Source organism: Facklamia sp. 7083-14-GEN3, assembly GCF_024742075.1.
Classification (GTDB): Bacteria; Bacillota; Bacilli; order Lactobacillales; family Aerococcaceae; genus Facklamia.
This window is the reverse complement of record NZ_JANSGD010000001.1, coordinates 236,021-261,584: the sequence shown is the minus strand read 5'-3', so window position 1 is coordinate 261,584 and position 25,564 is coordinate 236,021. Positions and strand designations below refer to the sequence as shown.

At 35.3% G+C, this 25,564-nt stretch carries 27 protein-coding genes; 7 read left to right on the top strand and 20 right to left on the bottom strand.

Translation table 11 applies throughout. The features are described 5' to 3' along the window. The first annotated feature begins 68 nt into the window (after positions 1–68). Both NW240_RS01215 and NW240_RS01210 read left to right on the top strand, forming a co-directional pair. Positions 69–1,205, top strand: coding sequence for a sensor histidine kinase (locus NW240_RS01215; RefSeq protein WP_258435608.1), 1,137 nt, complete (start codon positions 69–71; stop codon positions 1,203–1,205). After that, positions 1,186–1,821, top strand: a complete 636-nt coding sequence (locus NW240_RS01210; RefSeq protein ID WP_258435607.1) for a response regulator — start codon at positions 1,186–1,188, stop codon at positions 1,819–1,821. The genes NW240_RS01215 and NW240_RS01210 overlap by 20 nt, the downstream gene beginning before the upstream one ends. Positions 1,822–1,875: 54 nt before the next feature. Here the strand turns inward: NW240_RS01210 and nagE are convergent, their stop codons facing one another. From nagE to NW240_RS01165, 9 genes are all read right to left on the bottom strand, one after another. Further along, positions 1,876–3,375, bottom strand: a complete 1,500-nt coding sequence (nagE, locus tag NW240_RS01205) for an N-acetylglucosamine-specific PTS transporter subunit IIBC (protein WP_258435606.1) — start codon at positions 3,373–3,375, stop codon at positions 1,876–1,878. A 143-nt stretch (positions 3,376–3,518) separates the two neighbouring features. Next, positions 3,519–3,722, bottom strand: a complete 204-nt coding sequence (locus NW240_RS01200) for a cold-shock protein (protein ID WP_258435605.1) — start codon at positions 3,720–3,722, stop codon at positions 3,519–3,521. A gap of 173 nt (positions 3,723–3,895) precedes the next feature. Then, positions 3,896–4,426 carry an NADPH-dependent FMN reductase gene (locus tag NW240_RS01195; RefSeq protein WP_258435604.1) on the bottom strand — a complete coding sequence of 177 codons (531 nt, stop codon included), beginning with the start codon at positions 4,424–4,426 and terminating at the stop codon, positions 3,896–3,898. A gap of 114 nt (positions 4,427–4,540) precedes the next feature. Next, the gene (locus NW240_RS01190; protein WP_258435603.1) at positions 4,541–5,395 is read right to left on the bottom strand and encodes a glutathione S-transferase C-terminal domain-containing protein; all 855 of its coding nucleotides are present in this window, start codon (positions 5,393–5,395) and stop codon (positions 4,541–4,543) included. 50 nt (positions 5,396–5,445) lie between these two features. Continuing rightward, positions 5,446–5,895 carry a YaiI/YqxD family protein gene (locus NW240_RS01185; protein ID WP_258435602.1) on the bottom strand — a complete coding sequence of 150 codons (450 nt, stop codon included), beginning with the start codon at positions 5,893–5,895 and terminating at the stop codon, positions 5,446–5,448. 96 nt (positions 5,896–5,991) lie between these two features. Further along, positions 5,992–7,293, bottom strand: coding sequence for a glycine reductase complex selenoprotein B (gene grdB, locus NW240_RS01180; RefSeq protein ID WP_258435601.1), 1,302 nt, complete (start codon positions 7,291–7,293; stop codon positions 5,992–5,994). A 23-nt stretch (positions 7,294–7,316) separates the two neighbouring features. Beyond that, positions 7,317–8,603, bottom strand: a complete 1,287-nt coding sequence (locus tag NW240_RS01175; protein ID WP_258435600.1) for a glycine/sarcosine/betaine reductase component B subunit — start codon at positions 8,601–8,603, stop codon at positions 7,317–7,319. A 36-nt stretch (positions 8,604–8,639) separates the two neighbouring features. Beyond that, entirely contained in the window at positions 8,640–9,038 is a 399-nt protein-coding gene (locus tag NW240_RS01170) for a GrdX family protein (protein ID WP_258435599.1), read from the bottom strand. Between the two features lie 296 nt (positions 9,039–9,334). Then, a complete protein-coding gene (locus tag NW240_RS01165; protein ID WP_258435598.1) occupies positions 9,335–9,853 on the bottom strand; it encodes a GDSL-type esterase/lipase family protein in 519 nt (172 codons plus the stop codon). A gap of 218 nt (positions 9,854–10,071) precedes the next feature. Here NW240_RS01165 and NW240_RS01160 point away from each other — a divergent pair, with 218 nt between their 5' ends. After that, positions 10,072–10,299 carry a DUF3343 domain-containing protein gene (locus NW240_RS01160; RefSeq protein WP_258435597.1) on the top strand — a complete coding sequence of 76 codons (228 nt, stop codon included), beginning with the start codon at positions 10,072–10,074 and terminating at the stop codon, positions 10,297–10,299. Positions 10,300–10,411: 112 nt separating this feature from the next. Further along, the gene (locus NW240_RS01155; protein ID WP_258435596.1) at positions 10,412–10,942 is read left to right on the top strand and encodes a hypothetical protein; all 531 of its coding nucleotides are present in this window, start codon (positions 10,412–10,414) and stop codon (positions 10,940–10,942) included. Between the two features lie 57 nt (positions 10,943–10,999). Here the strand turns inward: NW240_RS01155 and grdD are convergent, their stop codons facing one another. The 3 genes from grdD to grdA form a co-directional block, all read right to left on the bottom strand. After that, positions 11,000–12,154 carry a glycine/sarcosine/betaine reductase complex component C subunit alpha gene (gene grdD, locus NW240_RS01150; RefSeq protein ID WP_258435594.1) on the bottom strand — a complete coding sequence of 385 codons (1,155 nt, stop codon included), beginning with the start codon at positions 12,152–12,154 and terminating at the stop codon, positions 11,000–11,002. Positions 12,155–12,169: 15 nt separating this feature from the next. Continuing rightward, positions 12,170–13,717: a glycine/sarcosine/betaine reductase complex component C subunit beta gene (grdC, locus tag NW240_RS01145; RefSeq protein WP_258435593.1), complete on the bottom strand. Its 1,548-nt coding sequence runs from the start codon at positions 13,715–13,717 to the stop codon at positions 12,170–12,172. Positions 13,718–13,862: 145 nt separating this feature from the next. After that, the gene (grdA, locus tag NW240_RS01140) at positions 13,863–14,336 is read right to left on the bottom strand and encodes a glycine/sarcosine/betaine reductase complex selenoprotein A (protein WP_258435592.1); all 474 of its coding nucleotides are present in this window, start codon (positions 14,334–14,336) and stop codon (positions 13,863–13,865) included. Between the two features lie 267 nt (positions 14,337–14,603). On the opposite strand from grdA, the gene NW240_RS01135 reads away from it, so the two are divergent. Beyond that, positions 14,604–15,851, top strand: a complete 1,248-nt coding sequence (locus NW240_RS01135; RefSeq protein ID WP_258435591.1) for a glycosyltransferase — start codon at positions 14,604–14,606, stop codon at positions 15,849–15,851. Positions 15,852–15,864: 13 nt separating this feature from the next. Here the strand turns inward: NW240_RS01135 and selA are convergent, their stop codons facing one another. The 5 genes from selA to NW240_RS01110 all read right to left on the bottom strand — a co-directional run bounded on the left by selA (position 15,865) and on the right by NW240_RS01110 (position 21,234). Further along, positions 15,865–17,250 (bottom strand): L-seryl-tRNA(Sec) selenium transferase, encoded by a 1,386-nt coding sequence (gene selA, locus NW240_RS01130; protein WP_258435590.1) that lies wholly within the window; start codon positions 17,248–17,250, stop codon positions 15,865–15,867. Beyond that, the gene (gene selB, locus NW240_RS01125) at positions 17,250–19,163 is read right to left on the bottom strand and encodes a selenocysteine-specific translation elongation factor (protein ID WP_258435589.1); all 1,914 of its coding nucleotides are present in this window, start codon (positions 19,161–19,163) and stop codon (positions 17,250–17,252) included. The genes selA and selB overlap by 1 nt, the downstream gene beginning before the upstream one ends. Positions 19,164–19,189: 26 nt before the next feature. Beyond that, positions 19,190–19,528: a sulfurtransferase-like selenium metabolism protein YedF gene (yedF, locus tag NW240_RS01120; RefSeq protein ID WP_258435588.1), complete on the bottom strand. Its 339-nt coding sequence runs from the start codon at positions 19,526–19,528 to the stop codon at positions 19,190–19,192. Between the two features lie 22 nt (positions 19,529–19,550). After that, a complete protein-coding gene (selD, locus tag NW240_RS01115; RefSeq protein WP_258436258.1) occupies positions 19,551–20,528 on the bottom strand; it encodes a selenide, water dikinase SelD in 978 nt (325 codons plus the stop codon). Between the two features lie 199 nt (positions 20,529–20,727). Next, the gene (locus tag NW240_RS01110; RefSeq protein WP_258435587.1) at positions 20,728–21,234 is read right to left on the bottom strand and encodes a hypothetical protein; all 507 of its coding nucleotides are present in this window, start codon (positions 21,232–21,234) and stop codon (positions 20,728–20,730) included. Between the two features lie 164 nt (positions 21,235–21,398). Here NW240_RS01110 and NW240_RS01105 point away from each other — a divergent pair, with 164 nt between their 5' ends. Both NW240_RS01105 and NW240_RS01100 read left to right on the top strand, forming a co-directional pair. Further along, the gene (locus NW240_RS01105; protein WP_258435586.1) at positions 21,399–22,004 is read left to right on the top strand and encodes a methyltransferase domain-containing protein; all 606 of its coding nucleotides are present in this window, start codon (positions 21,399–21,401) and stop codon (positions 22,002–22,004) included. Next, positions 22,005–22,184 carry a hypothetical protein gene (locus NW240_RS01100; protein WP_258435585.1) on the top strand — a complete coding sequence of 60 codons (180 nt, stop codon included), beginning with the start codon at positions 22,005–22,007 and terminating at the stop codon, positions 22,182–22,184. A 67-nt stretch (positions 22,185–22,251) separates the two neighbouring features. Here NW240_RS01100 and NW240_RS01095 read toward each other — a convergent pair whose 3' ends face one another. From NW240_RS01095 to murQ, 3 genes are read right to left on the bottom strand one after another with little or no spacing between them, the layout of a single operon-like run. Beyond that, positions 22,252–23,106 (bottom strand): MurR/RpiR family transcriptional regulator, encoded by an 855-nt coding sequence (locus tag NW240_RS01095; RefSeq protein ID WP_258435584.1) that lies wholly within the window; start codon positions 23,104–23,106, stop codon positions 22,252–22,254. Between the two features lie 59 nt (positions 23,107–23,165). Beyond that, complete coding sequence (locus NW240_RS01090; protein ID WP_258435583.1) at positions 23,166–24,662, bottom strand: PTS transporter subunit EIIC; 1,497 nt, start codon at positions 24,660–24,662, stop codon at positions 23,166–23,168. Beyond that, positions 24,662–25,564 carry an N-acetylmuramic acid 6-phosphate etherase gene (gene murQ, locus NW240_RS01085; protein WP_258435582.1) on the bottom strand — a complete coding sequence of 301 codons (903 nt, stop codon included), beginning with the start codon at positions 25,562–25,564 and terminating at the stop codon, positions 24,662–24,664. The genes NW240_RS01090 and murQ overlap by 1 nt, the downstream gene beginning before the upstream one ends.

Genomic DNA, 25,564 nt, shown 5'->3' with positions numbered 1-25,564 from the left:
TTAAATGACAAATGTCATCCCGAATTAAATGAATCTATGGTAAGATATTTTAAAGGGAGGCAAGTTTTATGTCGAAGCATTATTTAATTGGATTATTTATTTTTATATTATCCTTATACAGTTACCAAACGGACCTTTCCAAAAATGATTTTCCAATTATAGAATTGACTCTTTGTGTCATTCTCGTCTCTTTACAAAAAATATCAATCGCTTATTTTAAAAATATTAAAAACACTTTATTTATACCTGCTTCTTATATGAAAACAATTTTTTTTAGTGTAATTATAGGAGCTCTTTTAATAGTTAAACCAATCTTTTTTGTCTTCCTTCCTGTTTTCTACTTATCACTTGAATTAAAACATAAAACTTCCTATCTATATTTTATCTTAATTCCAATATTTGCCTTAGTGGTAAATGCCTCTTTCTATCAATTTCTTTTTGTGCTTGGCCAGGCACTTATTGCCAGCTTAATTTATACTTTCTACATAAATAATCTTCAAATTGAAAAAAATTCTTACCGAGAAATTGATCACTTAAGATATATCAATGAACAGAGTAAAGATGAACAAGAGAAGTTAATCAAACTACAAGATAATTTGATTGCTAATTCTATACTAAATGAACGTCGACGTATTGTGGGAGAAATTCATGATATTTTAGGGCACCAATTATCTTCTGCAATTATTCAAATTGCTGCTTTAGAGTTCAAGGTAGCTGATCCTTTGTTAAAAAAAGAATTACAAGCTGTAAAAAACACTCTGGATACCTCTATGAATAACGTGCGTTCTGTCATTCATTTAGAAAAAGAAAAATCAATCGATCTAAAATCAGAAATCCAATTCTTAGTGGATCAATTTAATAAATGTAAGATTAATTTCTCTTATATGAATAAAGTCACTTTCTCCAACCATGCTAGTCATTCAATTCTAAGCATTTTCAAAGAGGCATTGACCAATATCAACAAACATTCCAATGCCACTCAAGTAAACCTTTCTGTTCAGGAATCTAATCATTATGTAACTCTTTTAATCGCTGATAACGGCAAAAATTTAACTAAAAAAAGATTTGATCAAGGGATTGGTTTAATTACGATGGAGGAACGTGTTCAAAAATTAGGAGGCAGACTACATATTACAACTAATGATGGTTTTCGCATATTTATTAAACTTCCTAAGGAGCTAAAAAATGAAATTAATGATAGTTGACGATGATGCTTTAGTAACATCGGGCCTCAAAACCATAATTGAAATGGGTAGTAAAGATTTAGAAAATCCGATTGAAATCATTGCAATTGGTCAAAACGGACAAGAAGCAATTAACCTTTACAACAATCAAAAGGTTGATATAATTCTTATGGATATTCGAATGCCGATTATGAATGGTTTAGTAGCCGGAGAAGCGATTCTTAAATCTGATCCATTTGCAAAAATAATTTATTTAACTACATTTCAAGAGGATGAATATATAATTGAAGCTCTAAGAATTGGCTCAAAAGGCTATTTGCTAAAAACTGATTATTCAAGTCTTATTCCAGCAATTCAAGCCGTTCACCAAGGTCATAGGGTTTTCGGCGATGAAATTATAGATAAACTTCCTCAATTTATTGATACTTCAAAAAATGATGCTCATTTTGAAAACCTCACAGAAACAGAAAGTCAATTAGTTCATTGGTTAGCTCAGGGACTCAGTAACAAAGAAATTGCTGATAAAATGCATTTTTCACAAGGCACTATTCGTAATTATTTGTCTGCAATCCTTGAAAAATTAGATTTACGCGATCGCACTCAGTTAGTAATTTATTATTATAAACATCTAGATTAAGTAAAAAAGAACCATTGAATGCATTCAATGGTTCTTTTAATATATTAATAAATATTAGTCTTTATTTTCCTCATCAAGAACATCTTGTAAGGCATCTGCCACAAATTGAACGTTTGTTCCAATAATAACGTGTGCAGAATTTTTACCCATAATCTTAACACCAGCTGCACCAGCATTTTGAATTTTTTCTTGATCAATAATATCAGTATTCTTAACATTTAAGCGCAAGCGAGTTGCACAGTTGGTTAAATTATCGATATTATTTTTACCACCAAGGCCCTCTAAAATTTTACGAGCTTGTTGGTATTCTTTTTCAGAAGTTGTACTTTCTACACTCTCATTAGATTCAATTACACCCTCACCTGCAAGAGGTCCCTTACGACCTGGTGAAGCGAGGTCCATTTTTTCAATTAAGAATGAGAAGACTACATAATATAGCCCAGCAAAAACCAAACCTTGTAGTAACAACATAAACGGTTTGTTAGCTATTGGAACTTGTGAAGATAGGGCAAAGTCAATTGCACCTGCAGAAAAACCAAAACCAGCTGTCCACTGCATCAACGCTGCAAAACCTAACGATAACATTGTTAAGAATGCGTGAGCAAGGAATAATACTGGAGCGACAAACATGAATGTGAATTCAATTGGCTCTGTAACACCAGTTACAAAGGCTGTCACAGCCGCTGCAAGATAAAGTGAACCTACTTGCTTGCGGTATTTAGGATCTGCTTTACGGTACATGGCTAAACATGCAGCCGGTAAACCAAACATCATTACTGGGAAGAACCCAGCTTGATACATACCAGTTACACCTTTAACACCTGCAGATTGCCAAAAATTCCCAATGTCATTAATACCAATTAAGTCGAACCAGAATACCGCATTCAAGGCATGGTGTAAACCAGTAGGTATCAATAAGCGGTTGAAGAAACCATATAAAGCCGCTCCAAACCAACCCATACCTGAAATCCAAGTACCAAATGAAACTAATCCATCATAGACTAGAGGCCAAACAAAGTATAAGATACCAGAGACTAATACCATCACTAAGGATGTGATAATCGGAACCAATCGCCTACCAGCAAAGAATGCAAAAGCATCAGGTAAGCGGGTTTTGGAAAACTTATTGTATACAGATGCTGCTGTCAGACCTGAAATCATTCCAATAAAAGGATTATTGATTTTGGTGAAAGCAGATGAAAATTCCTCGACTGGAATTCCTACAATATTAGTCAACTTGTCAGGATTTAGTAAGGTTGTTACCATTAGGAAAGCCACCATACCAGACAGGGCACTTGATCCATCCCTGTCATTCGACATACCTAAGGCAACCCCTAATGCGAAAAGAATACCTAGGTTACTGAGAATTGTATCTCCAGCAGTTACCAATAAGGCACTTAACTGATTATTCCCACCCCAACCTTGAGGGTCTATTGCATAACCAATCCCTAACATTAAAGCAGCAACGGGTAATACTGCAACTGGTAACATTAATGAACGTCCCAGTCTTTGTAAATACGGATACATATTATTCACTCCTTTTTTATTTGTCATATATAATATACCTCAATTTCGAAGCGTTTTCAATACCGAATGTAAATTTACAAAATAAAGCTATTCTGTCGATAAATACGCTATAATTTTTGAAAAAAAAAAGACAAACCATTGGTTTGTCTTTTGCTTATATTTAACTGAGATTAAGCTACAACAGATACGTTGCTAGCTTGTAATCCACGTTCACCAGATTCAACATCGAAAGTCACTTTTTGACCTTCTTCTAATGTTTTAAAGCCTTCGTTATTGATAGCAGAGAAATGTACGAATACATCTTCCCCGTTTTCTTGTTCAATAAAACCAAAACCTTTTTCTGAGTTAAACCATTTTACTGTTCCATTATTCATAAATGAAATCCTCCTTGCGCTTAGCGCTATTATTTTGCAGATGTTACATAAGATAAAGAAAAGGATTAATTATGATAATGAATTAAACTTTTAAATATTTTATTACTCTACTTAATAGAGTATACAGATTTATTAATCATTTGTCAACGTATTAATCGTTGACTTACATTTTATTATTTTAATAAAGCTACGTGAGCATCTACTGCAGTTTGTAAGAAGTCTAAAGTTCCTTGAGGAGCTTTTCCATCTTTTAGAAGTTCTTGAGAATTACCAAGCATAACTTCTGGTTGTCCTGCAACTGGCATATTTAAGAATCCTAAGATTTTTAGCATATCTTTATTAGCATTAGATCCGGCAATTCCAGAAATAGATTGAGAAGCAATTAAAGCTGGTTTACCATTCCATACTGATTGTCCCCAAGGACGAGATGCAACGTCTAATGCATTTTTTAAAGCAGCTGAAATTGTACGATTATGTTCAGGCGTTACGAATAAGATTAAATCCTGACGCTTAACTGCTTCACGGAAATCTGTGTAAGCTTGTGGTGAATTTTCATCTAAGTCTTGATTATAAAGAGGTAAGTTCGCAATATCTAAAAATTCTACTTCTGTTCCTTCAGGATATAAAGTAACAATATTATCTGCCCATTGTTTAGAGAAAGAATTTTTACGAGTTGATCCTACAATTACACCTAGTTTAGTCATATTTAATCATCCTTTTTATATGTATTTGTTTCAGTACTTAATTTACTGAACATCTGTATTTTATCTCGAATTCGGAATAAAAGCAAGAGAAATAGTTAATTTTTTTATAATTTTTTATTTTTCCCAGTGTGAAAGGTCTGGTAGCATTGGTACTACTTCTCTACGGAAAAATATACGGCCTGTTCTTCCAGAATATTGTCCTACTTGGTATTCTCTGAAGTTAGTAGCAGCTTTAAAGGCTGGCATTTGATAAAGTTGTTTCATATAGCGCCATAAATTAGGGTAATCACGCAATGAATGGTGGAATAAGCCATAGATTGGCATGTATAGTAAATCATGGCGGATTAGAGGTGTATATAATACTAAATCGGCTTCAGTCAATTGATCACCTAATAGAAACTGATTCTCAGCGAAGTGTTGATCTAAATCAGCTAATACTTTGAAGTAAGCCTCTGCATTTTGATCAAACTCTTCTTGAGAGCGAGTATATCCTGCACGATTTGCTCCACCCAATACGTCATCAATTATTTTTTTGATCCAACGGTCAATCTCTGGTCTCAAATTCTCTGGATAAAGATCTGGAGCATTATCAGCATGAAAAGGTTTAAATCGTGTCGTGAAATCTCTTAAGATATCCAATGACTCTGAATTAACCACAGTCTTTGTCTTAATATCAACTAAAGCTGGTACTGAAAAAGGACCTTCATACTCTGGATCAGTATTTTTATATAGTTCTGAGACATATTCAACGTCAAGGATCGGATCCTTTCCTCCGGTATCATTAGAAAAATCCCATACTTTGCTAGTCTTTATTGGACTAGCGACAGCTAAACTAACTACATTATCTAAACCTAATAATCTTCTGGCAATGTCAGCTCTTTGAGCATAGGGACATGGGAAACTAAAAACAAGACGGTAACGATCTGCCTCTACTGGATAAGCAAAATCTTCTTTATATACTTTTGGCATAAAATCACTCCTTTATCTTATTATATCAGTCTCTTAGTATTCTTTAGAATTTATTGCTCACCATCTTCAATTAACTTTTCAAGATTATACATAAATTTTTTACGATCCGTTTGACTAAACTTATTAGGCCCTACAGTTCTTAGTCCCGCTTTTCGCATTTTTTGACCTAAATGCCTTTCGAATAAAAGTTGTTCTATATTATATTCAGTGTATAACATTCCAGAGTGATGAATCACACGATATTTTGAGAATAATAAAGAAGCCAATCCATAATCTTGAGTAATTATAATATCACCCTTTTTAGCTATGGAAAGGATATGATAATCAACTGCGTCTGCACCTGGTTCAATATAGATTGTTTCTACCAAATCAGAATTATAAGTCTTACTAGAAAAATGATCAATTGTTGATATAATAATAGCTTTCATTTTATAAAATGAAGCTATTTTAATGGCTTCATCTTTCACAGGACAGGCATCCGCATCTATTAAAATTCTCATAAAATCACTCCTATATTGAAAAAATTTTAACGCAAAAAACTCACCAACACAAGGTTAGTGAGTTTAATTATTTTATAATCTTTTGTTTGAAGCTTATTAGTCTTCAAATACAGTTTGTTCTGTAACTTCAGTAGTTAATGCTTTCAAAGCTTTATCTACTAAATGAGTACGTAATTTGTATTCTTCTTCCATTGATAATGAAGGATTACCTAATGGGTGAGGAATAGCAATTGCAGGAACGATACGGTTAGCACCTACTGTTAATGAGATAGGTGTAACAGTTGCCATGTGTACTACAGGTAGACCAGTTTTTTCGATTTCTTTTACCATTGTTGCTCCGCAACGAGTACAAGTACCTCAAGTAGAGGTTAGAATAACTGCATCTACATTGTGGTCTAATAAGTCCTTAGCGATTTCAGAAGCAAAAGCTTTAGAGGATGCAACTGAAGTACCATTACCTACCGTTGTGTAGAAATAGTTATGTAATTCGCCAATTTCACCATTGCGTTCTTTTTCACGTAATACATCTACAGGAATAACACGGTCTGAGTCTTGGTTAGCGTAAACTGGGTCATAACCACCGTGAGCAGTTTCATATTCGCCTTCTTTAAGGTCTTGAACACCAGTGATGTCATAACGACCGTATTTAGATGCTGAAGATGATTCAATGTGGTCAGGGTTACCAAATGGAACAATACCACCTGAAGTAACAATAGCAATTTTAGCTTTAGATAAGTCTTTAATTGCTTTTCCTGGTTCAACATTGTCAAAGTCAGGCATTGGGAATTCAGTAGTGAACTCTTCACCTGCTAATTTCTTAACTAACATATTAACTGCACGTTTAGATCCGCGCTCTTCTGTAAAGAAGTTTCTACGGTGACGCTCAAAGTATTCATCAGTAGTTGGATCTAATTCTTGGTCTGTCAAGATTTTGTTAACAACATTTGCAATTGCAGGAATTGCTTTACGCATTGTTGCAGCAGAGTTACCAGTCTTAACAATGTAAGGAACTTTCTTATACATGTCAACACCTGGGTTCTCTTCGTACATACCAGCAACAGCAGGTACATTCAATTCTTGCATAACAGCAGTTGCAACAGCACCAGCAGCTACACCGTAACGACCAGCGTTAAATGCAGGTCCTGTGATTACTAAATCTGGTTCGAATGATTTAATCATTTCGATTACTTCATTAATAGCCTCTGGATTTTCGTTAAAGTATGAGTCTCCACACACTACAGTTCCAACGATTTCTCCATTTTCAGCAATTGCACCATTGATTCCAACACCTGGTCCTACAACGCCTTCTTGTTTGAAAGGTTTTGTATCAGCTTTTTCTTCTCCACCGATACCAGCGTAGAATTGGTTAATATAATGAACGATACGTTTTTTTGTCATGGTTTTACCTCCTTATTAAATTATTAAACGCCACGAGCTGTGCGCTTGTTGAAGCCTAATTCGTTTGTAGCACCTGTAATCGCTTGAATTTCAACTTCAATTTCGCCATTTTCACGTAAGCTTCCGTCAAATCCGCCGGCAATTGTATCAACATAATCTAATGTTCCGATTACTTTGTCCATTGGAGGTAAAACGACTACTTCGTTAGCATTTCCGCCTGTTACAACTGCGTTTGCAGATTTATCAGCGTCTGCTAATCCTTGAGAAGCTCCATCACGTCCAGCGTACTCATCAGTAACAATTACAGTTTTAACGCCTTCAGCTTCGATCTTCTTAGTATTCATAATCAAGTCAGTATCTGGGTTACCAAATCCTTCTTGAGAAACAATTACACCATCTAAACCTAAGAATGAACATAATTTAGATGTCCAATCAGATGAACGTTTCTTATCATTTAAATATACAGCTTCATTTGTGATGATTACACCCATGAAGTTGATATCTTTACCATGACGCTCATAAAGATCTTCAATGATTGGATTGTTTAAGTGGTGGTAAGTAGTGTTCTTATCACATGCAGACACACAGTTACCAGAAATAACTGCTCCGTCCATTACTTCTGTAGGATATAAGATTGATGGAACAATATGTTTAGCATCAGTTCCATATACATAAGTGTCATGTAACAATCCTTGAGTTTGTAACATGTATACATAACCAACTTTTGGAAGGTCAGGATATTCTGAAATTTGTTCCAATAATGGCTTAGTTTCGTAAGTTACAACTTCGTCTGGTTCAGTTGCAGCAGCTAATGTACCTAAGTGCTTAGCTACTTTTAATCCAGCTTCACGAACAGCTTGCTCATAAGCGTATGTTTTTACGCCTTCAGCTGGTTCTACAACTAGACAGATATTAATTAATTGAGAGAAAGGTGTTAATTCGGCACCAGGTCCTTGCATATCAACAATTCCTTCTTGGAACCCTACAATTTTACCAACTGTAGCTACTGCACAACCCTTTAAGGCATGAGTACGGCCTTCTCCAACGCGATCAACTTTGCTGACAACGCCTGGGAAAACTTCTGATGTTGAATCTACTTTACCACGTGGCTCGATAACGTCTTTGATAGGTGTAATACGTACTGACTCACCAGGTTTTGCAATTTCGATTGAAACCTTAGCGATATGATCGTCTTCTAAAACGATGTTTTTAATTTCTTCTTCATTGATGTATAAAACATTGCCTTCAACTTTCGATGAATCAGCAAGCTTTACATCGTTAATTTGAATTTTTCCTAATTCAAGTTTCATTCAATCACCTCTATTGTTATTTTCTAAATTCAGGAGTTAGTTAAAGCGTAATTCTGGTGAAAAACGAATACGCTGAAGAGTACTCTCCATTAAATCTAAATCGATTGTCGCAAAATCCTCCAAGACTGAATCCAGCCAATTTGGAGTTGCTCGATCCTTAATGAATTTTTCATACACTGCAATGGCTTGTTCAATTATCTCGAGACTTTCTAGATCGATTTGTGATTGTTTAGTAGTAGTGATAATTATTGATTTGTAGAAAGTTTCGTTTGGCTTGATTGAACCACTCAGTGGATGAGTTAACAACACATAATGTTCGTTTACAATGAGATTTTTAGTCTCGTAAAGAACATCTCCATAGTTTCCATCTATAAAAATAATGGGACATTGGTCGATTGTTTCTTTCACTTTTGGATTGTTCGATATGATTTTCATGGTTTCACCTCTAGACGCTAGTGCTTGCCATTTAACTAAGAACGATTAACATCGGACTTTTCTAAATGTTAAGAACAAAGCCAAAAATTGGCCGCACTCTCCTTAGTTCTTGTGAACATTATAACAAAAACTTAAAATGTTTACAACAAAATTCCCAAATAAAGTATATTTTCCAAGTATGGAAGTACAATATATATATCACCTGATTTTTATAAAGAAATAATAAACAAATTAAATAATGTTAAAAAACAATAATTTATATATAAGCTTATAAAACATGAGTAATTTAAGCTATACTATTTATCTAATAATTCAAGTAAGCAGTCTTCAAATATCGTATATCCATCTTTAGATAGATGAATACCGTCAATAGTATTTTGATCAGAAATTTTACCGTCGGAATTGTAAACTTGCTCCCATGTTAAGATTTTTGTTTGAAATTTTTTTGATAGTTCTTGAAGTTCTTGATTTACCCAGAGAATCTTTTCTGGTTTTAACCTTGTTGTTTCATCCGTCTGAATAATTTCAGAAAGGATTATTCTTATTCTAGGATTCATATTACTTATATAAACTAATAATTGATCTAGATAATTTATAATAGTCTCCTTCTTCATTTGATAGTAAAGTTCATTAATTCCAAACATAATAAGCACAGCATCGCTGACAATTAAATCATCAGCTATATTTTCAGCAATTTGAAGACCCTCCTTAGCGATAATACCTTGTTTAGATACGTTTAGAATCTTCCATTCCCCTATACTTTCTTTCTTGTAAAGTGATAGAATGGAGTGTCCTAAAAAAATAATCTTTTTCATAATTCCTCCGTTTTGGTTAATTTCTAAGTTTTTATCGGTTTTTCTCTTATAAACGATTATAACACTGCTTTGAGTTTGTGAACAAGATCACATTTTCTCGTTTAGCTTCACATAGTAATCTTAAACTTAGATTGTTATAATAATTATTAGTTATTAATTGGATTTACTGAAGTATGGATGGTAATCTATAGTTATTTTTTATAGAAAGAAGGTTCAATATGTTTAAAAAAGAATATTTGTATTTAACATTTGATTCAACAACAGATGCTATAGCTGCTGAAGCTCAATTTAAAGCTGCTAATATTAAAGGCCGTCTTGTTATTATACCTCGCGAACTTTCTGCCGGTTGTGGCATGTCTTGGAGATCCGAACCTCATTTAAAAGAAGACTTGCTAACGGTTGCTAGTGAAAATAGTATTAATTTAAAACAGGTTGAAGTCCTTTAGATTTATACTTTTTACTTTCATAAATTATATTGTTTTTCTGTCATCATCTATTTAATCAATCTTCATATCTGTTATAATTATAAGTGTAATTTATTAATTAAGGAGAATGAAAATGTTAAAAACAATTAAAATTAATTTTGAGACCATCGAATTAATGGATTTCTTTTGGCAAACAGCGGCTCGTCGTGAGAAACTAACTGATTCTTACTTTTTAGATATAGCCAATCGTCAGGAAATGGAAGCTATTTATACAGAAGAGTTCGATTCAAATTCTGTAAGGAAAGTATTATCTGCTGTTATTAACTATGAACCTGTTAATGAAGCAAGTGATAAAGAACTGGAATTCTATCAATCGAATAAATTCTTTGCTGATGATCCAGGTAATGTTGAACTTACCTTACCTACTGTTAAGACTTTAAATGTTGATGAGATGAAAGAAACTTTTTCAGGTGATACTAAATATGAAGAAGTAAAAATTAATTTTGTACCTGCTTACGACATGGTCGATAAAATTGATGGCGATACACTAACAATTAATTTCTTTAAACTCGGCATTGATTTTACAGATTTTGAAACTGTTCTTATTGAAGGCAAAACACTTAAAGAATACTTAGAAGAAAAACTTAAAGAATTACTCTTTTAATATAAAAACTCCCCCCTACTAAAAGTAAGGGGGGGTTTTAATTAATTTCAAAAGGAATTACATATAACCTTTTTCTTTAACAATTTCATTAGCTTTCTTAGCATTCGCGCCGCTAATCATTACAATAGGACCTGAACATCCCATTCCTGATTCAGCGTAAATTCCTTCTTTCCATAAAGCTTTTACAGCATCTTCAAGGTCTAATACATCAATACCATTGATCTGAGCTGTAACTACTTCTTTAGCTGGTGCTTTAACTTCTTCTTCAACAACAGCAGCTTTTGGTTGAAGTCCTTCACGAACATCCTTAAGACCTGCTTTTTTAGCAGCTTCATATTCCTGCTTAGCTACGGAAACTAAATTTCCTTTAGCCATTTGGAAAGCATATTTTAAAGCATTGGCGATAACTGGCGCACCTGAAGCACGAGATACAATATTAATAATATGATCGTATCCATCACCTACACCAGGTCCATAACCAAAACCAGTTGTTTCATAAGTACCGCCTGAAGTATATGAGCCGAATAACTTCATTAAGATATTTCCTGTTAATGAATCACAAACCATTACGTCTGCAGAACCTAATAACAAGTCATTACCACGTAATACAACTCCACCATCTGAACGAGCAGATTCGCCAAATGTGATATTATACCCTTTTTCTTGCAATTGTCTTAAAGCACGTTCAACAGTATTAGCTCCGTCAACGTTCACAATTCCAACAGTTGGATTTTGAATTCCTTTAGCTTTAGCTACAGCAATACCATTAATAGCATTTAATACCATAGCTTCTGTACGTACAGTTGCAGTTGTACCAGTTGTAGTTGCGATAAACATTTCACGCCCTAGAGCAGGAGAGATAACACGACCTACTGTTGATACACCAATTGGGAAAGTATGGTGAAGTGTCACTGCACCATGAATAGTTCCATCATTTAATAATTTTTCAAGAGTTTTTTCAACCGCTGATTCATCATTAGCTTCATAATGTTCGTATTCTTCAGTCCAATCTAATTTTTCACCAATTAGAACAACTTCAAATAAACCTTCTGATTTAGCAAGAGCAGCTGCTTCACGCATAACATCAAACCCTAGTTCAGAGCCATTGATGGTTAGACCAATCTTAATTGATGGTCCAACTTGACCGCTCTCTAACGTATGAGCTAATTCGTTTAAAACATCTTTAATTGCTTGATTCACTTGGTTAGACATGCGTATTGCTCACCCCTATTCTTCTTCTGATGAAAAGTTTTCAGCAAATTGACGTAAAGCTTTTGCAACTTCTGCTTTAACAACTTCTTTCAAGTCTCCATCAACAGCCGTTTCAACTTCTCCTGAGTTACGTTCAATAATTACAGATACACCATCGAACAAGTTTGTCATACGACCTAAGAACAATGAACCTTTACCAACAATCATTGCACGGTTAATACCGGAATCTGTAGTCATGTCGTCATAAGCAAAACCTAAGTAAGGAGCTCCTGAAGGAATATGTCCTTGAGTTGGTGCCCAACCAGGGATTCCTTTTTCTGCTACAAAGTTTGCTAAGTCAGCACGTTCTAGTTCTTTACGAAGAACACCAACAGCACCAATCATTTTAAGGTTAGCAGTTGGTACATCACCAGCACCAGCAGATTTAGTAATATCTGGATTTTGCATTTCAACAGAGAAAATATCAACATCTGGAATAGTTAAGCCTGCTTTATCTAAAGGATCTCCGACTAATGCAGTCATGACAGCTTGAGGTGAAGAACCAGAAGAAACAGTATGACGTCCAGTAACATCTGTACGGATAACTGGGCTCTTTCCGTCATTTTGAGAAATTAAGTAAGCTACACCAGCTACAGAGTCTTCTAATAAAGGCATATCTTTTTCATAGTGAGATTTACCATTCATACCTAATTTTGCAGTAGAGCCACCAGCAACAACTGCCACAGCCTTATAAGTTCCTGCTCTAACTAGAGAAGCTGCACTGATTAATGCGTGAGTTGGTGCCCCACAGAAAGCACGTAAGTCTGAACCTGAAGCGTTTGTAAGACCACATAGTTCGGCAATAGCTTTAGCCATGTTACCGCCACCACGTTGGTTCATATCACCAATTGCTTCTTCTGAAGCTTCAATTACATATTCAATGTCTTCAGCATTAATATCTTCTGTATCACGTAATAAGTGACGAAGAGATAAAACACCTGAAGCCTTATTTACTAAGTTTTCTAACATAATATGAGCATTTAAGTTAGGGTCAATATCATGAGCACGTGAAACCACGCCGACTAATTCGCCCTCATAATATAATCCTTCAGCTTCATACTCATCGATATGTTTTTGTAACCATTCAGCTGACTCAGTATTTTTAATCTTATCTACGTCATCTTTGAAAATATCATTTTCTGCCATAATTTCTTTTACTTTAGCAGCAAATCCTTCTTCAAGATATACTAAGTCAAATACGTCAACGATTGAAAGTAAACCGTAGAATTCGATTTCTGGCATAATTTCGCCACGTTTAGAATAACGTCCACCTTCAGCTTTTGTTTTGAAACGTGGTTCTTCAATCTTTTTCAATTCAGAATAATGCATGTTGTTAATATATGTTTGGTTATTGGGGTCAGTTAAAACCTCTTCATAACTACGTAAATGTTTATCTAGATTCTTAAGGTATTCAGAATCTGGAGTAGTGATACGCTCAGTTGTTTGAGTAGTACCATTATGAATTAACATATTAGGTGTATGAGCTAAAGTGTAAGCTGCACCTTTAATTACTGGAAGAGTCATTTGCATTCTCCTTTTTTATGGTTAGTTTATATTGTATATTATTTCACATATCTGTTAAAAAAGCAAGCCTTGGAACTCTCTGAATAAAAAAGCCAGCATAAGCAAAATGCTTTTACTGGCCCTCCTTTTAGATATAATTTTTAAATTATACTGAATATTTAGAAAATTGATCGCGAATTGATTTCATTTCTTCAGCGATTGAATCAACATCTAATACCATTTCCATCATTCCGATTTGTTCATCGTAAATGTCTGGATCAGCGTATTCTTTGAACTCAGGTTCAGTTGCATGGTATACAGCTAAACCTAGAGGTGTGTTTGTTAATGCACCCGCATAAGTTGGGTCTCCGTTGGTAACTGTTTCAGCTGCTAGACCAGCAGATTCCGCTTCAGCCCCACCTAAGATTACAACAAGATTTTCTGCACCGTGTTTTTCAGCAGCTTCTTTAATACGACGTTGGTTTTCCAAATCCATGGCACCTGCAGCCGTTCAAACGAAGCACTCTGTTGATGACATTAAAATCTCAACTGGTTTACCTTCTAAACTAGCTTCGATTGCTTGTCCTGGAATACCGTCACGGTCTCCAATGATCAATAATTTTTTATTATCCATTGACATAATGTTACCTCCTAAGAATTTCGAAATAAAATTGTTCGCAACAACAATATATCACTACTATGCATGTAGTATAACCCCCGTTAATTTATTTGTCAAATCTAATTATAAATGATTGCGCTTTTATCAATTTTATTTTATTTATACTTCCGAAAAAACTATATTACCAACGTTTGTAGAATTATATAAAATTATAATAAATAAAATGTTATCCAGGCATCTCTACATTTTTTAAGTTATAATAACAATATGTTTTAGGAGGTTTGTTTTATGAAAGTTTTACATGTATTAGCGCAGTTACCTGCTCAAACAGGTTCTGGCGTTTATTTTCATAATTTGCTCAATGGCTTAAAAACCAAAGGGGTAGATAATGGTGTTATCTACGCCACTCAACCCCCTTTTAAAGAAATCTTGCAAAATGATTATTGTTATCCAGTTCATTTTGAATCAAATGAACTCCCTTTTTCAATCGTTGGTATGTCAGATAGTATGCCTTATCAAAGTTCTATATATTCTCAATTATCCGATCAACAAACGAAACAATGGCAGCAAGCTTTTATTAAAAGACTAATTAAAGCCAAAAAAGAATTCCAACCTGATATTATTTTAACGCATCATCTCTGGTATTTATCTTCTTTAGTCCTGGATATTTTTCCTAAAATACCAGTAATTGGTATCAGTCATGGAACTGATATTCGTCAAGCAAGACGACACCCTCATCTAAAAAATAGATATCTTGGTAATATGAATCGTTTTGCTTTAATTTTTTCCTTGACTAAAGATGACCGTGATAATTTAATCAATGAGTTTAATATTGATGCAAACAAAATAAAAGTAATCGGTAATGGCTTTAATTCTTCAATTTTTAATTTAGAAAATTCTCAAAAATTAAAGCATTCTTCAAAAAAAATAATGTATGCTGGTAAAATTACTCGATCTAAAGGTGTATTTGAATTGCTTCTAGCTTTTGAACAAGTCAAAAAAAAGTCTCCTCAAAGCAAACTATTTCTAATCGGTAATGGCGACTCTACTGAACTTAAAGAATTAAAAACAATAGTCTCTTCTCATGGAATAGAAGATATTCATTTTCTTTCAGCACTTCCTCAATTCGAATTAGCAAAATGGATGAAACAATCGGATATATTTGTATTACCTTCTTATTATGAAGGCCTAGCTACTGTTTGCTTAGAAGCCATGGCTTGTGGTTTACGTGCGGTTGTGTCCGACCTAGCTCCATTAAAAAATTACTTGAACAATGAGATAAACCAATCCCAATGGATTGAATATGTTCCACTTCCCCGTATTATAGACCAAGACAAAGCTCATCGTGAAGATATTCCAGAGTTTATCGCCAACTTAAGTCAATCTATTATTTTACAAATGGATCGATTACAATCACACCAAGCCATAGATCCTCACATATATGATTTAATAATGGAATACTCCTGGGAACGTTTAATCGATAAACAATTTCATTATATAAACTTCTTATTTGAAGAAAAAAAAGATAAAGCTTAAGCTTTATCTTTTTTTACAATTGTTTTAAATAAAGAATGATTTGCTCCATATCTGCTGTGGAAAGTGTCCGAACATCAAATTGAACATGATTTTGCTGCACACGTGCAATAACTGGTTTATCCTGACTTCTTAAATAGGATTCAATATGAGCTGTTGGTATCTTTTGGTGTTGAATTTGAACCAAGATAGTTGGAAGTGTTGCTCCAGGGTAAGAGCCTCCCCCTACTTGCGATTGTCCGTCTACCAATTCTACTTGCCAAGATGCGCCTAACTCATCAATGGTTTGTTGGAATTTTTGAGCTTTTTTAAGTAATTGTTCATGATTTTGACTAATCATTTGTAAGACTGGTATTTTACTAAAGGCTAAATCTGGATTTAAATATTGACGCATCGTCACTTCCAAGGCTGCGAGCGTTAGCTTGTCAGTTCTCAAGGCCCGAGTCAATGGATGAGCACGCATCTTGTCTAATAACTCTTTTTTTCCTACTATTATGCCTGCTTGAGGTCCGCCTAATAGTTTATCACCAGAAAAGGTTACCACATCATACCCTGCTTGAATGGCTTCTTGAACCGTTGGTTCATAAGGTAGACCAAAGCTTTGCATATCTATAAATAAGCCTGAACCTAAATCGTTTAATGCAAGAAGCTTATTTTTATGAGCCAAATCTACTAATTCTTGATCATCCACCTTTTCAGTAAAACCAACTAAATGATAATTAGATGTATGAACTCTTAATAAAGCACCAGTCTCTTCATTAATAGCAGCTTCATAATCACTAATATGTGTTTTATTAGTGGCTCCCACTTCATGAAGAAGAGCTCCTCCGCGGGTTATCACATCAGGAATTCTAAATGAACCTCCTATTTCTACCAACTCACCACGAGATATGACCACTTCTTTGGCTTCTGTTAAAGCCGAAAGCATTAACAGTACAGCTGCAGCATTGTTATTAACCACTAATGCATCTTCTGCACCTGTTATTTGTTTCAAGACATCTTTTAGGTGATTGTATCTAGAGCCGCGTTTGCCTGCTTCTAAATCATACTCTAAGTTAGAATAGTTGGGGCCTAAATCAACTAAAGCCTCAATAACTGTTTGAGACAAAGGTGCTCGGCCTAAATTAGTATGTAAGACTGTACCAGTGGCATTAATTACAGGTTTTAGTGAGGGATTCAGCCTTTTAGCTAAAGCCTCTTCAATCAGATTGATCACACTTTCGAACTCTAAAGAGCTAATCTCTGTAATCTCGCCATTTAAGACTCCTTGACGGATATGATCAATTTGGTTTTGAATACTTTCTTTAACATAAGTTGCATCTAATTTTTCGGTCCATTTTTTAATACGTTCATCTTGCAAAACTCTATCAACTTTTGGTAGTGATGATAATAAATTTTTCATTACATGAAAGCCTCCTCAATCTTTTGCAGATACTTAGGATTCATTACACGCACATCGTCATTTCTGGTGGTTATGCCACGCTTATCGAAATCCTCTAAAAGTAAGAGAGTGTATTTACGACTGGTTCCTAAAAGATTTCTAAAATCTGCCAAGGCAATTGAATCTTTTTCTTCAAGAAAATCTCTTAACATTTTGAGCGCTTGGTTATAGTAAGAAACGTGAATCTCTGTTTGCTTATCCAAACGATAAAATTCGTTTTGCTTGCGCATCAACATATAAACTTCACGCATAGTTTTGTCCTTACCAACCACTTCTTCAAAAAGTGGCGGTGCGAATGGATTTTCAGCTAATTTTGCTTCAATAGCCTTTCTTGCTTTTGCTTGAGCTGGCGTAATTGCAATTGAGTGATCAGCTAGACGGATTAAATCACCCTCAATCACAAATCGTCCCTGAGCAACTATCGTTTGAATGATGGCATTTAGCTCCTTAGGTGCGATCTTATTGAAGCGAGAACGGAATTCTTCTAAGGACATACCAGCAATCATATTATTTACTTGGTGAAATTCTGATAATGTCTCTTCCATTTCTTTTTGAATGGCATCAAATGAAATTTGAGCCATATAGAACTGGCCGAATTTCATTAGATCACCTGCTTCGACCATCTCTTTGACATAGCCTTCAATCGTACGCATCTCTTCATTAAGATAATCAGCCATTTCTTTGATAGATGTAAAACCAGCAGAACGATGAGATAAAAAGTCTAATAACACATCTGACATGGTGCCTGATTCTAGTACTTCTAATGACTCAATGACATCTTGATTGTAACGCTTATGTTTCTTAGGGGTCGGATCGAGGACCTCGCCCCCTCCAATCGTTATCACAGGCGAATAATTTCTTAAAATAAAACGATCACCTTTCTTAACAGCAATTTCTTCTTCTAAACGTAGCTGCATGAATGCTGTCTGTCCTGGTTGAACATTTTCAACACCTAAGGGTACAAGTCTACCTATGACTTCACGCGTTCCAATATGTACATGTACCCTGTCCCAAAGTTCCATCGGTTGACCAGCATCCTTAAGACAGTGCACTTTGGTATCCAACATATAAGAAGACTCTAATGGCGCTGCACTTAGGACATCGCCACGACCAATTTGATCAAGATCAACCTTTGTTAAGTTAATAGCAGTCCGGTTTCCGGCATGAGCCACCTCTTGATCTTGTTCATGAATTTGAATCGTACGAATTCGAGTCGGTATACCCGATGGATAGATCGTTAAATCGTCACCTACACGAATAGATCCATCAATCAAAGTCCCTGTTACGACAGTCCCAAATCCCTTTACAGAAAAGGCACGATCAACATTTAAGCGTGCTGGCAAGGATTCGTTATCTCGATGAATCTTCTCAACTTTCTCAGTCAATAAATCCTTCAATTCTTCAATACCAATGCCTGAAATCGCGTCTGTTTCAACTATAGGTGCCTCTTCCAATGGAGTACCTTCAAATTGTTCACGAATATCTTCGTAAACCAGCAATTTAAGCTCTTCATCTACCTCGGCTACTTTTGTTAAAACAATGATAAAATCTTCGATTCCTAACAAATTAAGGACAGAAACGTGTTCTTTGGTTTGCGGCATTATGCCTTCATTTACATCAATCACTAGCATTACCAAATCAATACCAGCTGCACCAGCTAACATGTTTTTAATAAACTTTTCGTGTCCGGGAACATCTACTATCCCGACACGTTCCCCATTATTTAAATCAATATAAGCAAAGCCTAAATTGATAGAAAGGCCACGCTGCTTCTCTTCCTTAGAAGTATCAGTTTCGATACCCGTTAAGGCTTTGATGAGCGTGGTCTTTCCATGATCAATATGGCCTGCCGTTCCTAAAACGACATTTTTCATTAACTAATTCCTTTCATATTGACTAACTAAGGTCTTACAACTCGGTCATAAGATCTTAATTGTTCAAGAATATAGCGCATATTGGTTTCCTCACCGACTGCAAGCTTGTCTTTTAATTCATAGAATGAAACACAAGTTCCACAAGCTTTAACTGCAACCCCTTTATCAAGGAGTGTTTGTAAATCTTCGACGGTATCAGCCCCTTCTGCCGCTAAAGTTACTCCGCCATTATATAATAAAATTTCTTTTGGTAGTTCCTCTTCTTGGGCTAATACGCTAACAAATGATTTCATTAAAGTTCGGCCTAAATCATTATTGCCTTCTCCTAGTTTATCACTTGCAATGACAACGATATAATCAGTCAAATTAATTCCTCCTAAACTCAGGTTATTTTACCACAATTGACTTGTCTTTTTTATCAACCATATAACCAATATGAGCCGCTTGAATTGATTTTTCTTTATAAGCAGCTAAGATGGCCTCTAATTTTTCTTCAGGAACCGTAATTAATAAGCCTCCTGAAGTCTGTGGATCAAATAAAACTTCCTCCATGGCGGCATCTTTTATTTGAAAATCAATATCCTTGGCATAATGCCCACGGTTACGTTTGGCACCACCCGTTGTTAAATTTTCTTTAGCAGCTTGGTAAGCACCTTCAATAATTGGTATTTTATCGGCAATTATTTCAGCCGTCAACTGATCATCACACATCTCAATCAAATGACCTAAAATACCGAAACCAGTAATATCTGTACATGCGGTAGCTTGATAATCCAGCATGACTTCAGCCGCATACTTATTCAATGTTGTCATAGATTCAATTGCTTCATCAAAAGCCTTTTCATCAATTAATCCCTTGTTATGTGCAGTTGTTACGATTCCCACTCCTAATTTTTTTGTTGCAATAATAGCATCGCCAGCTTTTGCACCATTGTTGGTAATTATTTTATCAGGATGAACGATTCCAGCGACTGCTAAACCATATAATGGTGTTGATTGACGAATTGTATGTCCTCCAGCTAGAACTCCTCCAGCTTCTAAGACCTTTTCAGCTCCGCCACGTAGAATTTCAGCTAAATTTTCGAGCGATTGACTGTTATCAGGATAAGCTACTATGTTGAGTGCCGTAATCACTTTTCCTCCCATTGAATAAACATCAGATAAAGCATTGGTTGCTGATATTTGACCAAAAATATACGGATCTTTGACCATTGAAGGGAAGAAATCTGTTGTTTGAATCACTGCAACATCTGGTGAGACCTGATAAACTGCCGCATCATCACTAGAATCATAACCTACTAATAAATTGGCATCAAATTGCTTGGGTAATCCCCCTAAAATTTCAGACAAACTGCCTGGTCCAATCTTAGCGTTTCATCCACCACATATTTCTAATTCATTCATTTTTTGTTTATCTATCATTTATATCTCCCCGCTTCCTTTTATGATAGTCCTATTATATCCTTTTTAATTATTATTTTCAGTAATCAAAGGATTGGATTTATTAGATTTCATAATAAAAGCAGCACAAGTATGACTTGTGCTGCTTGATTTAAAATTTTGATTAGAAATCAACTTTTTCAGATTTAACACGGCCTTTTTCATTAACATAGTATAAGTCGACACGGTCAGTGAAAGGTGTTGCGTCTGCTCCTACACCGTCTTTACGAAGTGAAACTTGTAAAGCTTTATGATCAAAACCTTCAGTTTCTTTAAGAACTGATTTCATAACCTTCATAATAGAGATTGGTGTTTCAGGTTCTTTTAATGTAACGATTGCTTTACCTTTTTTCAACGCTGCTTCAACTAAACCTTCTACTTGGTCAGCTGGCGCTCCGAAAATTAAATAATAGTCGCCTTCTTTTTCTAGATCTTCTGCTTTACGAACTTGAACAGAATCATGAGTCTTTTTAGCTAATTGCATAATGTTAGCCATTAAAGGACGAGATCCAGTTGAGCGGTGGCCAGCAATAATTACTGAAGATTTTTCTGCAAAAGCCTCTTCAATTGCGTTTGCTACTTTCTCATTAAATAATCCATCTTCAACAAATTTACCTAAAATTGCGTTCATAATTAAACCTCCATATAGTTAGTTATGTGTATGTGTTCACAATATCACAAATTTCACTTTTTGCAAAGAGGTTGACTCAATTTTTTCAGAGATAAACAAAAGATGTGATTATTTTTTTACATAAGTTTATAATAAGAAAGACTTTATAAAAAGGAGGTAATCCGATGTCAAGAAAAGACACAACAGAAAAAATAAATGCTGATCATATCAAAAAGTCAGTCGCTGACTTTTATCACGATATTGCTACAGAAAAACAGAAAACACAAGTAGATACCAATGAGTTAAATCAGTCTATTGGATATTCAGCTGAAGAGATAGCTTCCGCACCGGAAGAATCAAATATGGGACTGGGTTGCGGCAATCCACAAGAAAAAGCTAAACCTCAATTAGGTGAAACAGTCGTCGATTTAGGTTGTGGTAAAGGTTTTGATGCTTTTATTGCTGCTAAAGCTGTTGGTAAAGAAGGATATGTTGTCGGAGTCGATATGACTCTACAAATGATCCAAAGGGCTAGGGAAATTGCCCAAAAACGTCATTTCGACCAAGTAGATTTTCGCCTTGGTGAAATTGAACACTTGCCAATTGCAGATAATACTGCTGATTTAGTGATTTCAAACTGTGTCATTAATCTCTCAACTGCTAAGCAAGATGTATACGACGAAATATTCCGAGTGTTAAAACCTGGTGGCCGAATTGGGATTTCAGATATCACACTTTATGAAGATTTACCTGATTCTGTCTATGAAAACCCTAAAATGTACGGCACATGAGTGGCTGGTGCCATCACTTTGGATAAGTTAGAAAACATATTACAACAAGCTGGCTTTACAGAGATCGATATTGAGCGCCAAGTTGTTTCCGACCAATATGCTAATAAATGGGGAATTGACGATGTCGACTTAAAGCATTATCTAAGATCCTCTACTATCACTGCCTATAAACCAAAATAGGAAAATAAAGCATCTGACTAATAAAAGTCAGATGCTTTTAAATATTTAAGAATTGATTAGCTGATAACTAATTATTTATATCGCGCAAAGAATCGGTCGATTGTCGCGTCTTCAATAGAAGCTCAATGTTTTCATGATAATTTAAGGTTAGAAAATTATAATAGATAACACCCACAATATATAAATGATTAATAATTGAAAGAGTCGCTCCACTGCGTAGAATAGTTAAATCTGTCTTAACTGTTTTTAAAGCAATATCTGCTTTTTTGCAAAGCCTATTATCAGATTCTTCGGTTAATGCAATAGTTTTTAGACCATAGGATTTGGATAATTCTAAGAGATGAATCACTTCTTTTGTTTCACCAGAAGCAGAAATTCCAACAAATAGAGCATTTTTATCTTGTAGCGAGATGGTAGCTATCATTTCATGATGATCCAAGCTACATATAACCTCTTTACCTAACCGCATAAATTTTTGTTGAATATCTTTTGCTACTATATGTGAAGCACCGATACCATATACAAAAATGACTTCTGCTTGATCAAATTCTCTCACCACTGTTTTTATTAATTTCTCAGATAAATTCGCATTATTAGCGGAAATAAAATGACTCAAATTCATAGCTAACTTATTTTTTATCTGAGAAACCGATTCAAATTCAGAAATATCAGTTAAAGGATGTTGTTCAGCTTGTCCGAGTTGACCAGATAATTGTACTTTGAAATCGATGAAGCCAGAAAAATTGAGAGTCTTAGCCAAGCGAATAACAGCTGAAGATGAAGCCCCACTTGATTTACCAAGTTCTTGTGTGCTCATTGAAACCACTTTATGAGGATGAGCAATAATATAGTCTGCTACCTTCCGCTCAGAACTAGCTAGACGGTCTAAACTATCCCTTAAAGTTAACAATATATTATGCAAGTTTCCCACCACTTTCTAATAAAAAGAGCTAGGCCGAAGCCTAGCCTGGTTCTTAATAATTATAAATTATTTAACATTTCATTCACATCTAGGTTACTTGAAGATCCGTGAATTTCAGTTGGAAGAGTTGCTTCATGCGGAACGCCAAATAGATAAGTTAAAATAAAGCCACCCGCATATGCAGCTAATAAACCGTAAATATATCCCATCCTATGTCCTTCTGTAATTAATGGTATTAAAGTTACACCACTTGGACCGATGGCTGTCGCTCCAATATTACCAAGCGCTCCAATTACTGCACCTCCGACACCACCACCAAGACAAGCTGTAATAAATGGTCGGCCCAAAGGTAACGTAACTGCATAAATTAATGGTTCACCAATTCCAAGAATTCCAACAGGTAAAGCACCTTTTATCATTGAAGTTAATTGTTTATTCTTACGAGCTTTTAACCATAAGGCAAGTGCAGCACCTACTTGACCAGCTCCCGCCATAGCTAAAATCGGTAGTAAATATGTGGCACCACTTGAACTGATCATTTCAACATGAACAGGAGTTAATACTTGATGCAAACCAAACATTACTAACGGCAAGAAGGTAGCTCCTAAAACAAAGCCGGCGAAGGCCCCTCCAACTTCTAAAACCCAATTTATACTACCTACTAGACTTGATGAAACAACTCCAGCTAATGGCATTATTAAGAAAATAGTTATCAATCCTGTTGCTAAGAGAGAGAGTGATGTTGTTAATATAATATCCAGAGAATTAGGTATTACTTTACGCAACTGCTTCTCCATGATACTTAAAAGATATACTGCCAGAATGACTCCAATCATTCCACCTTGACCAGGTGATAAAGGTTGACCTGAGAAGATGTTCATAAGAGGAGCTTCCGCGCTCATACCATTTAAGTAGATAACTCCGGCCACGACCCCACCAAGTCCTTCTGTTGCTCCAAAAACTTTTGCGGCATTTATACCTACGTAGATATTTAGATAAGCGAAAAGTCCATTTTTTAGAATGTTAAGAACTGTTAGAATTTGTCCCCAGTTAGCTTCACTAATTTCCCCGGCTACAATAAGGTTATTGAGAATTGAGGCAATACCCCCAATAATACCAGCACCTACAAAAGCTGGAATCAAAGGTACAAAGATACTAGCAATTACTCGTGTAAAACGTTTAAATTGATTATCTTTTTGTTGTTGTTTAAAAGCCGCCTTATTGCTAGCTGCTTTTTGTTTAACATCTGCTTGGCCGTTGGTTAAATTCGGGTCTAAATTTTCATTAATTTGTTCTGTATGCTGAACCCCAGCCAGAGCATTTAACTCTGCTGCTACTTTATTAGATGCACCCGGACCAACAATTACTTGAAGATTATTTCCATCTTCAACCACACCCATGACACCTTCGATCGACTTCAATGAATCTACTTCGACTTTATCAGAATCTAATAAGTCAATCCTCACTCGCGTCATACAATTATAAATTTTACTGGCGTTACCCACTCCTCCTATTTTAGAGGCGATTTTTTTCGCCATAAGCTGTTCTTTAGACATTATTTTTCCTCCTTTAATATAGCTTGTCGCACAAAACCTTGATTACTTTTTAGTAACTTTTCGGCTGTTTCTTTGTCATTGTCAGTTAAAATCATTACAATTGCTGTTTTTACATTAAAATTAGATAAGTTTAAGAAGTGGTCAGCGGTTTTATAATCTACTTCTGTTGCTTGCATAATAATACGTTTAGCTCGCTCGATTAATTTTTGATTCGTAGGCTGAACATCAACCATTAAATTTTGATAAACTTTACCAATCCCCACCATTGATGCGGTTGAAATCATATTTAGAATTAATTTTTGAGCGGTTCCCGCCTTCAAGCGAGTGGATCCTGTTAAAATTTCTGGACCTACAACAACCTCGATTGCAGTTTGGCTATATTTCGAAATCTCTGCTCCTTCATTACATGCTAAACTAGCACGATAGGCTCCGACTTGACGCGCATACTCTAAGCCACCAATCACATATGGCGTCCTACCACTGGCAGCAATTCCTACCACGGTATCTTTAGCTGTCAATTTCAGTGCTTGTAAATCTTCCTTCGCTAGAGTTTTGGAATCTTCTGCACCTTCAACGGCCTTAAGCATGGCTTTATCGCCTCCTGCTATTAAACCTACAACCATTTCAGCTGGAACACCAAAAGTGGGGACACATTCTGCTGCATCTAACACTCCTAATCGACCGCTAGTTCCCGCTCCAAAATAAATTAATCGCCCTCCTTGTCTAAAAGAGTTTATTACAGCTTCAATAACTTTAGCAATTTGAGGTAATTGCTTTTCGATAGCTGAAGGAATATTTTTATCCTCTTGATTCATTTTTTGTATGATTTCAAGGGGATCCATTTGATCTAAATTTAAAGTCTCTTTGTTTCGTGTTTCAGTTGATAATCGATCAAGATCCAA

Excerpts from the sequence above, each read along its gene's own strand:
- NW240_RS01170 (WP_258435599.1), bottom strand. The coding sequence starts at position 9,038 with ATGAAAATCATATCGAACAATCCAAAAGTGAAAGAAACAATCGACCAA.
- NW240_RS01195 (WP_258435604.1), bottom strand. The coding sequence starts at position 4,426 with ATGACTAAACTAGGTGTAATTGTAGGATCAACTCGTAAAAATTCTTTC.
- NW240_RS01210 (WP_258435607.1), top strand. The coding sequence starts at position 1,186 with ATGAAATTAATGATAGTTGACGATGATGCTTTAGTAACATCGGGCCTC.
- nagE (WP_258435606.1), bottom strand. The coding sequence starts at position 3,375 with ATGACAAATAAAAAAGGAGTGAATAATATGTATCCGTATTTACAAAGA.
- NW240_RS01175 (WP_258435600.1), bottom strand. The coding sequence starts at position 8,603 with ATGAAACTTGAATTAGGAAAAATTCAAATTAACGATGTAAAGCTTGCT.
- NW240_RS01215 (WP_258435608.1), top strand. The coding sequence starts at position 69 with ATGTCGAAGCATTATTTAATTGGATTATTTATTTTTATATTATCCTTA.
- selB (WP_258435589.1), bottom strand. The coding sequence starts at position 19,163 with ATGAAAAATGTCGTTTTAGGAACGGCAGGCCATATTGATCATGGAAAG.
- NW240_RS01185 (WP_258435602.1), bottom strand. The coding sequence starts at position 5,895 with ATGAGAATTTTAATAGATGCGGATGCCTGTCCTGTGAAAGATGAAGCC.
- grdC (WP_258435593.1), bottom strand. The coding sequence starts at position 13,717 with ATGACTCTTCCAGTAATTAAAGGTGCAGCTTACACTTTAGCTCATACA.
- NW240_RS01190 (WP_258435603.1), bottom strand. The coding sequence starts at position 5,395 with ATGCCAAAAGTATATAAAGAAGATTTTGCTTATCCAGTAGAGGCAGAT.
- NW240_RS01105 (WP_258435586.1), top strand. The coding sequence starts at position 21,399 with ATGTCAAGAAAAGACACAACAGAAAAAATAAATGCTGATCATATCAAA.
- NW240_RS01200 (WP_258435605.1), bottom strand. The coding sequence starts at position 3,722 with ATGAATAATGGAACAGTAAAATGGTTTAACTCAGAAAAAGGTTTTGGT.
- selA (WP_258435590.1), bottom strand. The coding sequence starts at position 17,250 with ATGAAAAATTTATTATCATCACTACCAAAAGTTGATAGAGTTTTGCAA.
- NW240_RS01135 (WP_258435591.1), top strand. The coding sequence starts at position 14,604 with ATGAAAGTTTTACATGTATTAGCGCAGTTACCTGCTCAAACAGGTTCT.
- NW240_RS01165 (WP_258435598.1), bottom strand. The coding sequence starts at position 9,853 with ATGAAAAAGATTATTTTTTTAGGACACTCCATTCTATCACTTTACAAG.
- NW240_RS01090 (WP_258435583.1), bottom strand. The coding sequence starts at position 24,662 with ATGTCTAAAGAACAGCTTATGGCGAAAAAAATCGCCTCTAAAATAGGA.
- NW240_RS01160 (WP_258435597.1), top strand. The coding sequence starts at position 10,072 with ATGTTTAAAAAAGAATATTTGTATTTAACATTTGATTCAACAACAGAT.
- grdD (WP_258435594.1), bottom strand. The coding sequence starts at position 12,154 with ATGTCTAACCAAGTGAATCAAGCAATTAAAGATGTTTTAAACGAATTA.
- NW240_RS01155 (WP_258435596.1), top strand. The coding sequence starts at position 10,412 with ATGTTAAAAACAATTAAAATTAATTTTGAGACCATCGAATTAATGGAT.
- NW240_RS01110 (WP_258435587.1), bottom strand. The coding sequence starts at position 21,234 with ATGAACGCAATTTTAGGTAAATTTGTTGAAGATGGATTATTTAATGAG.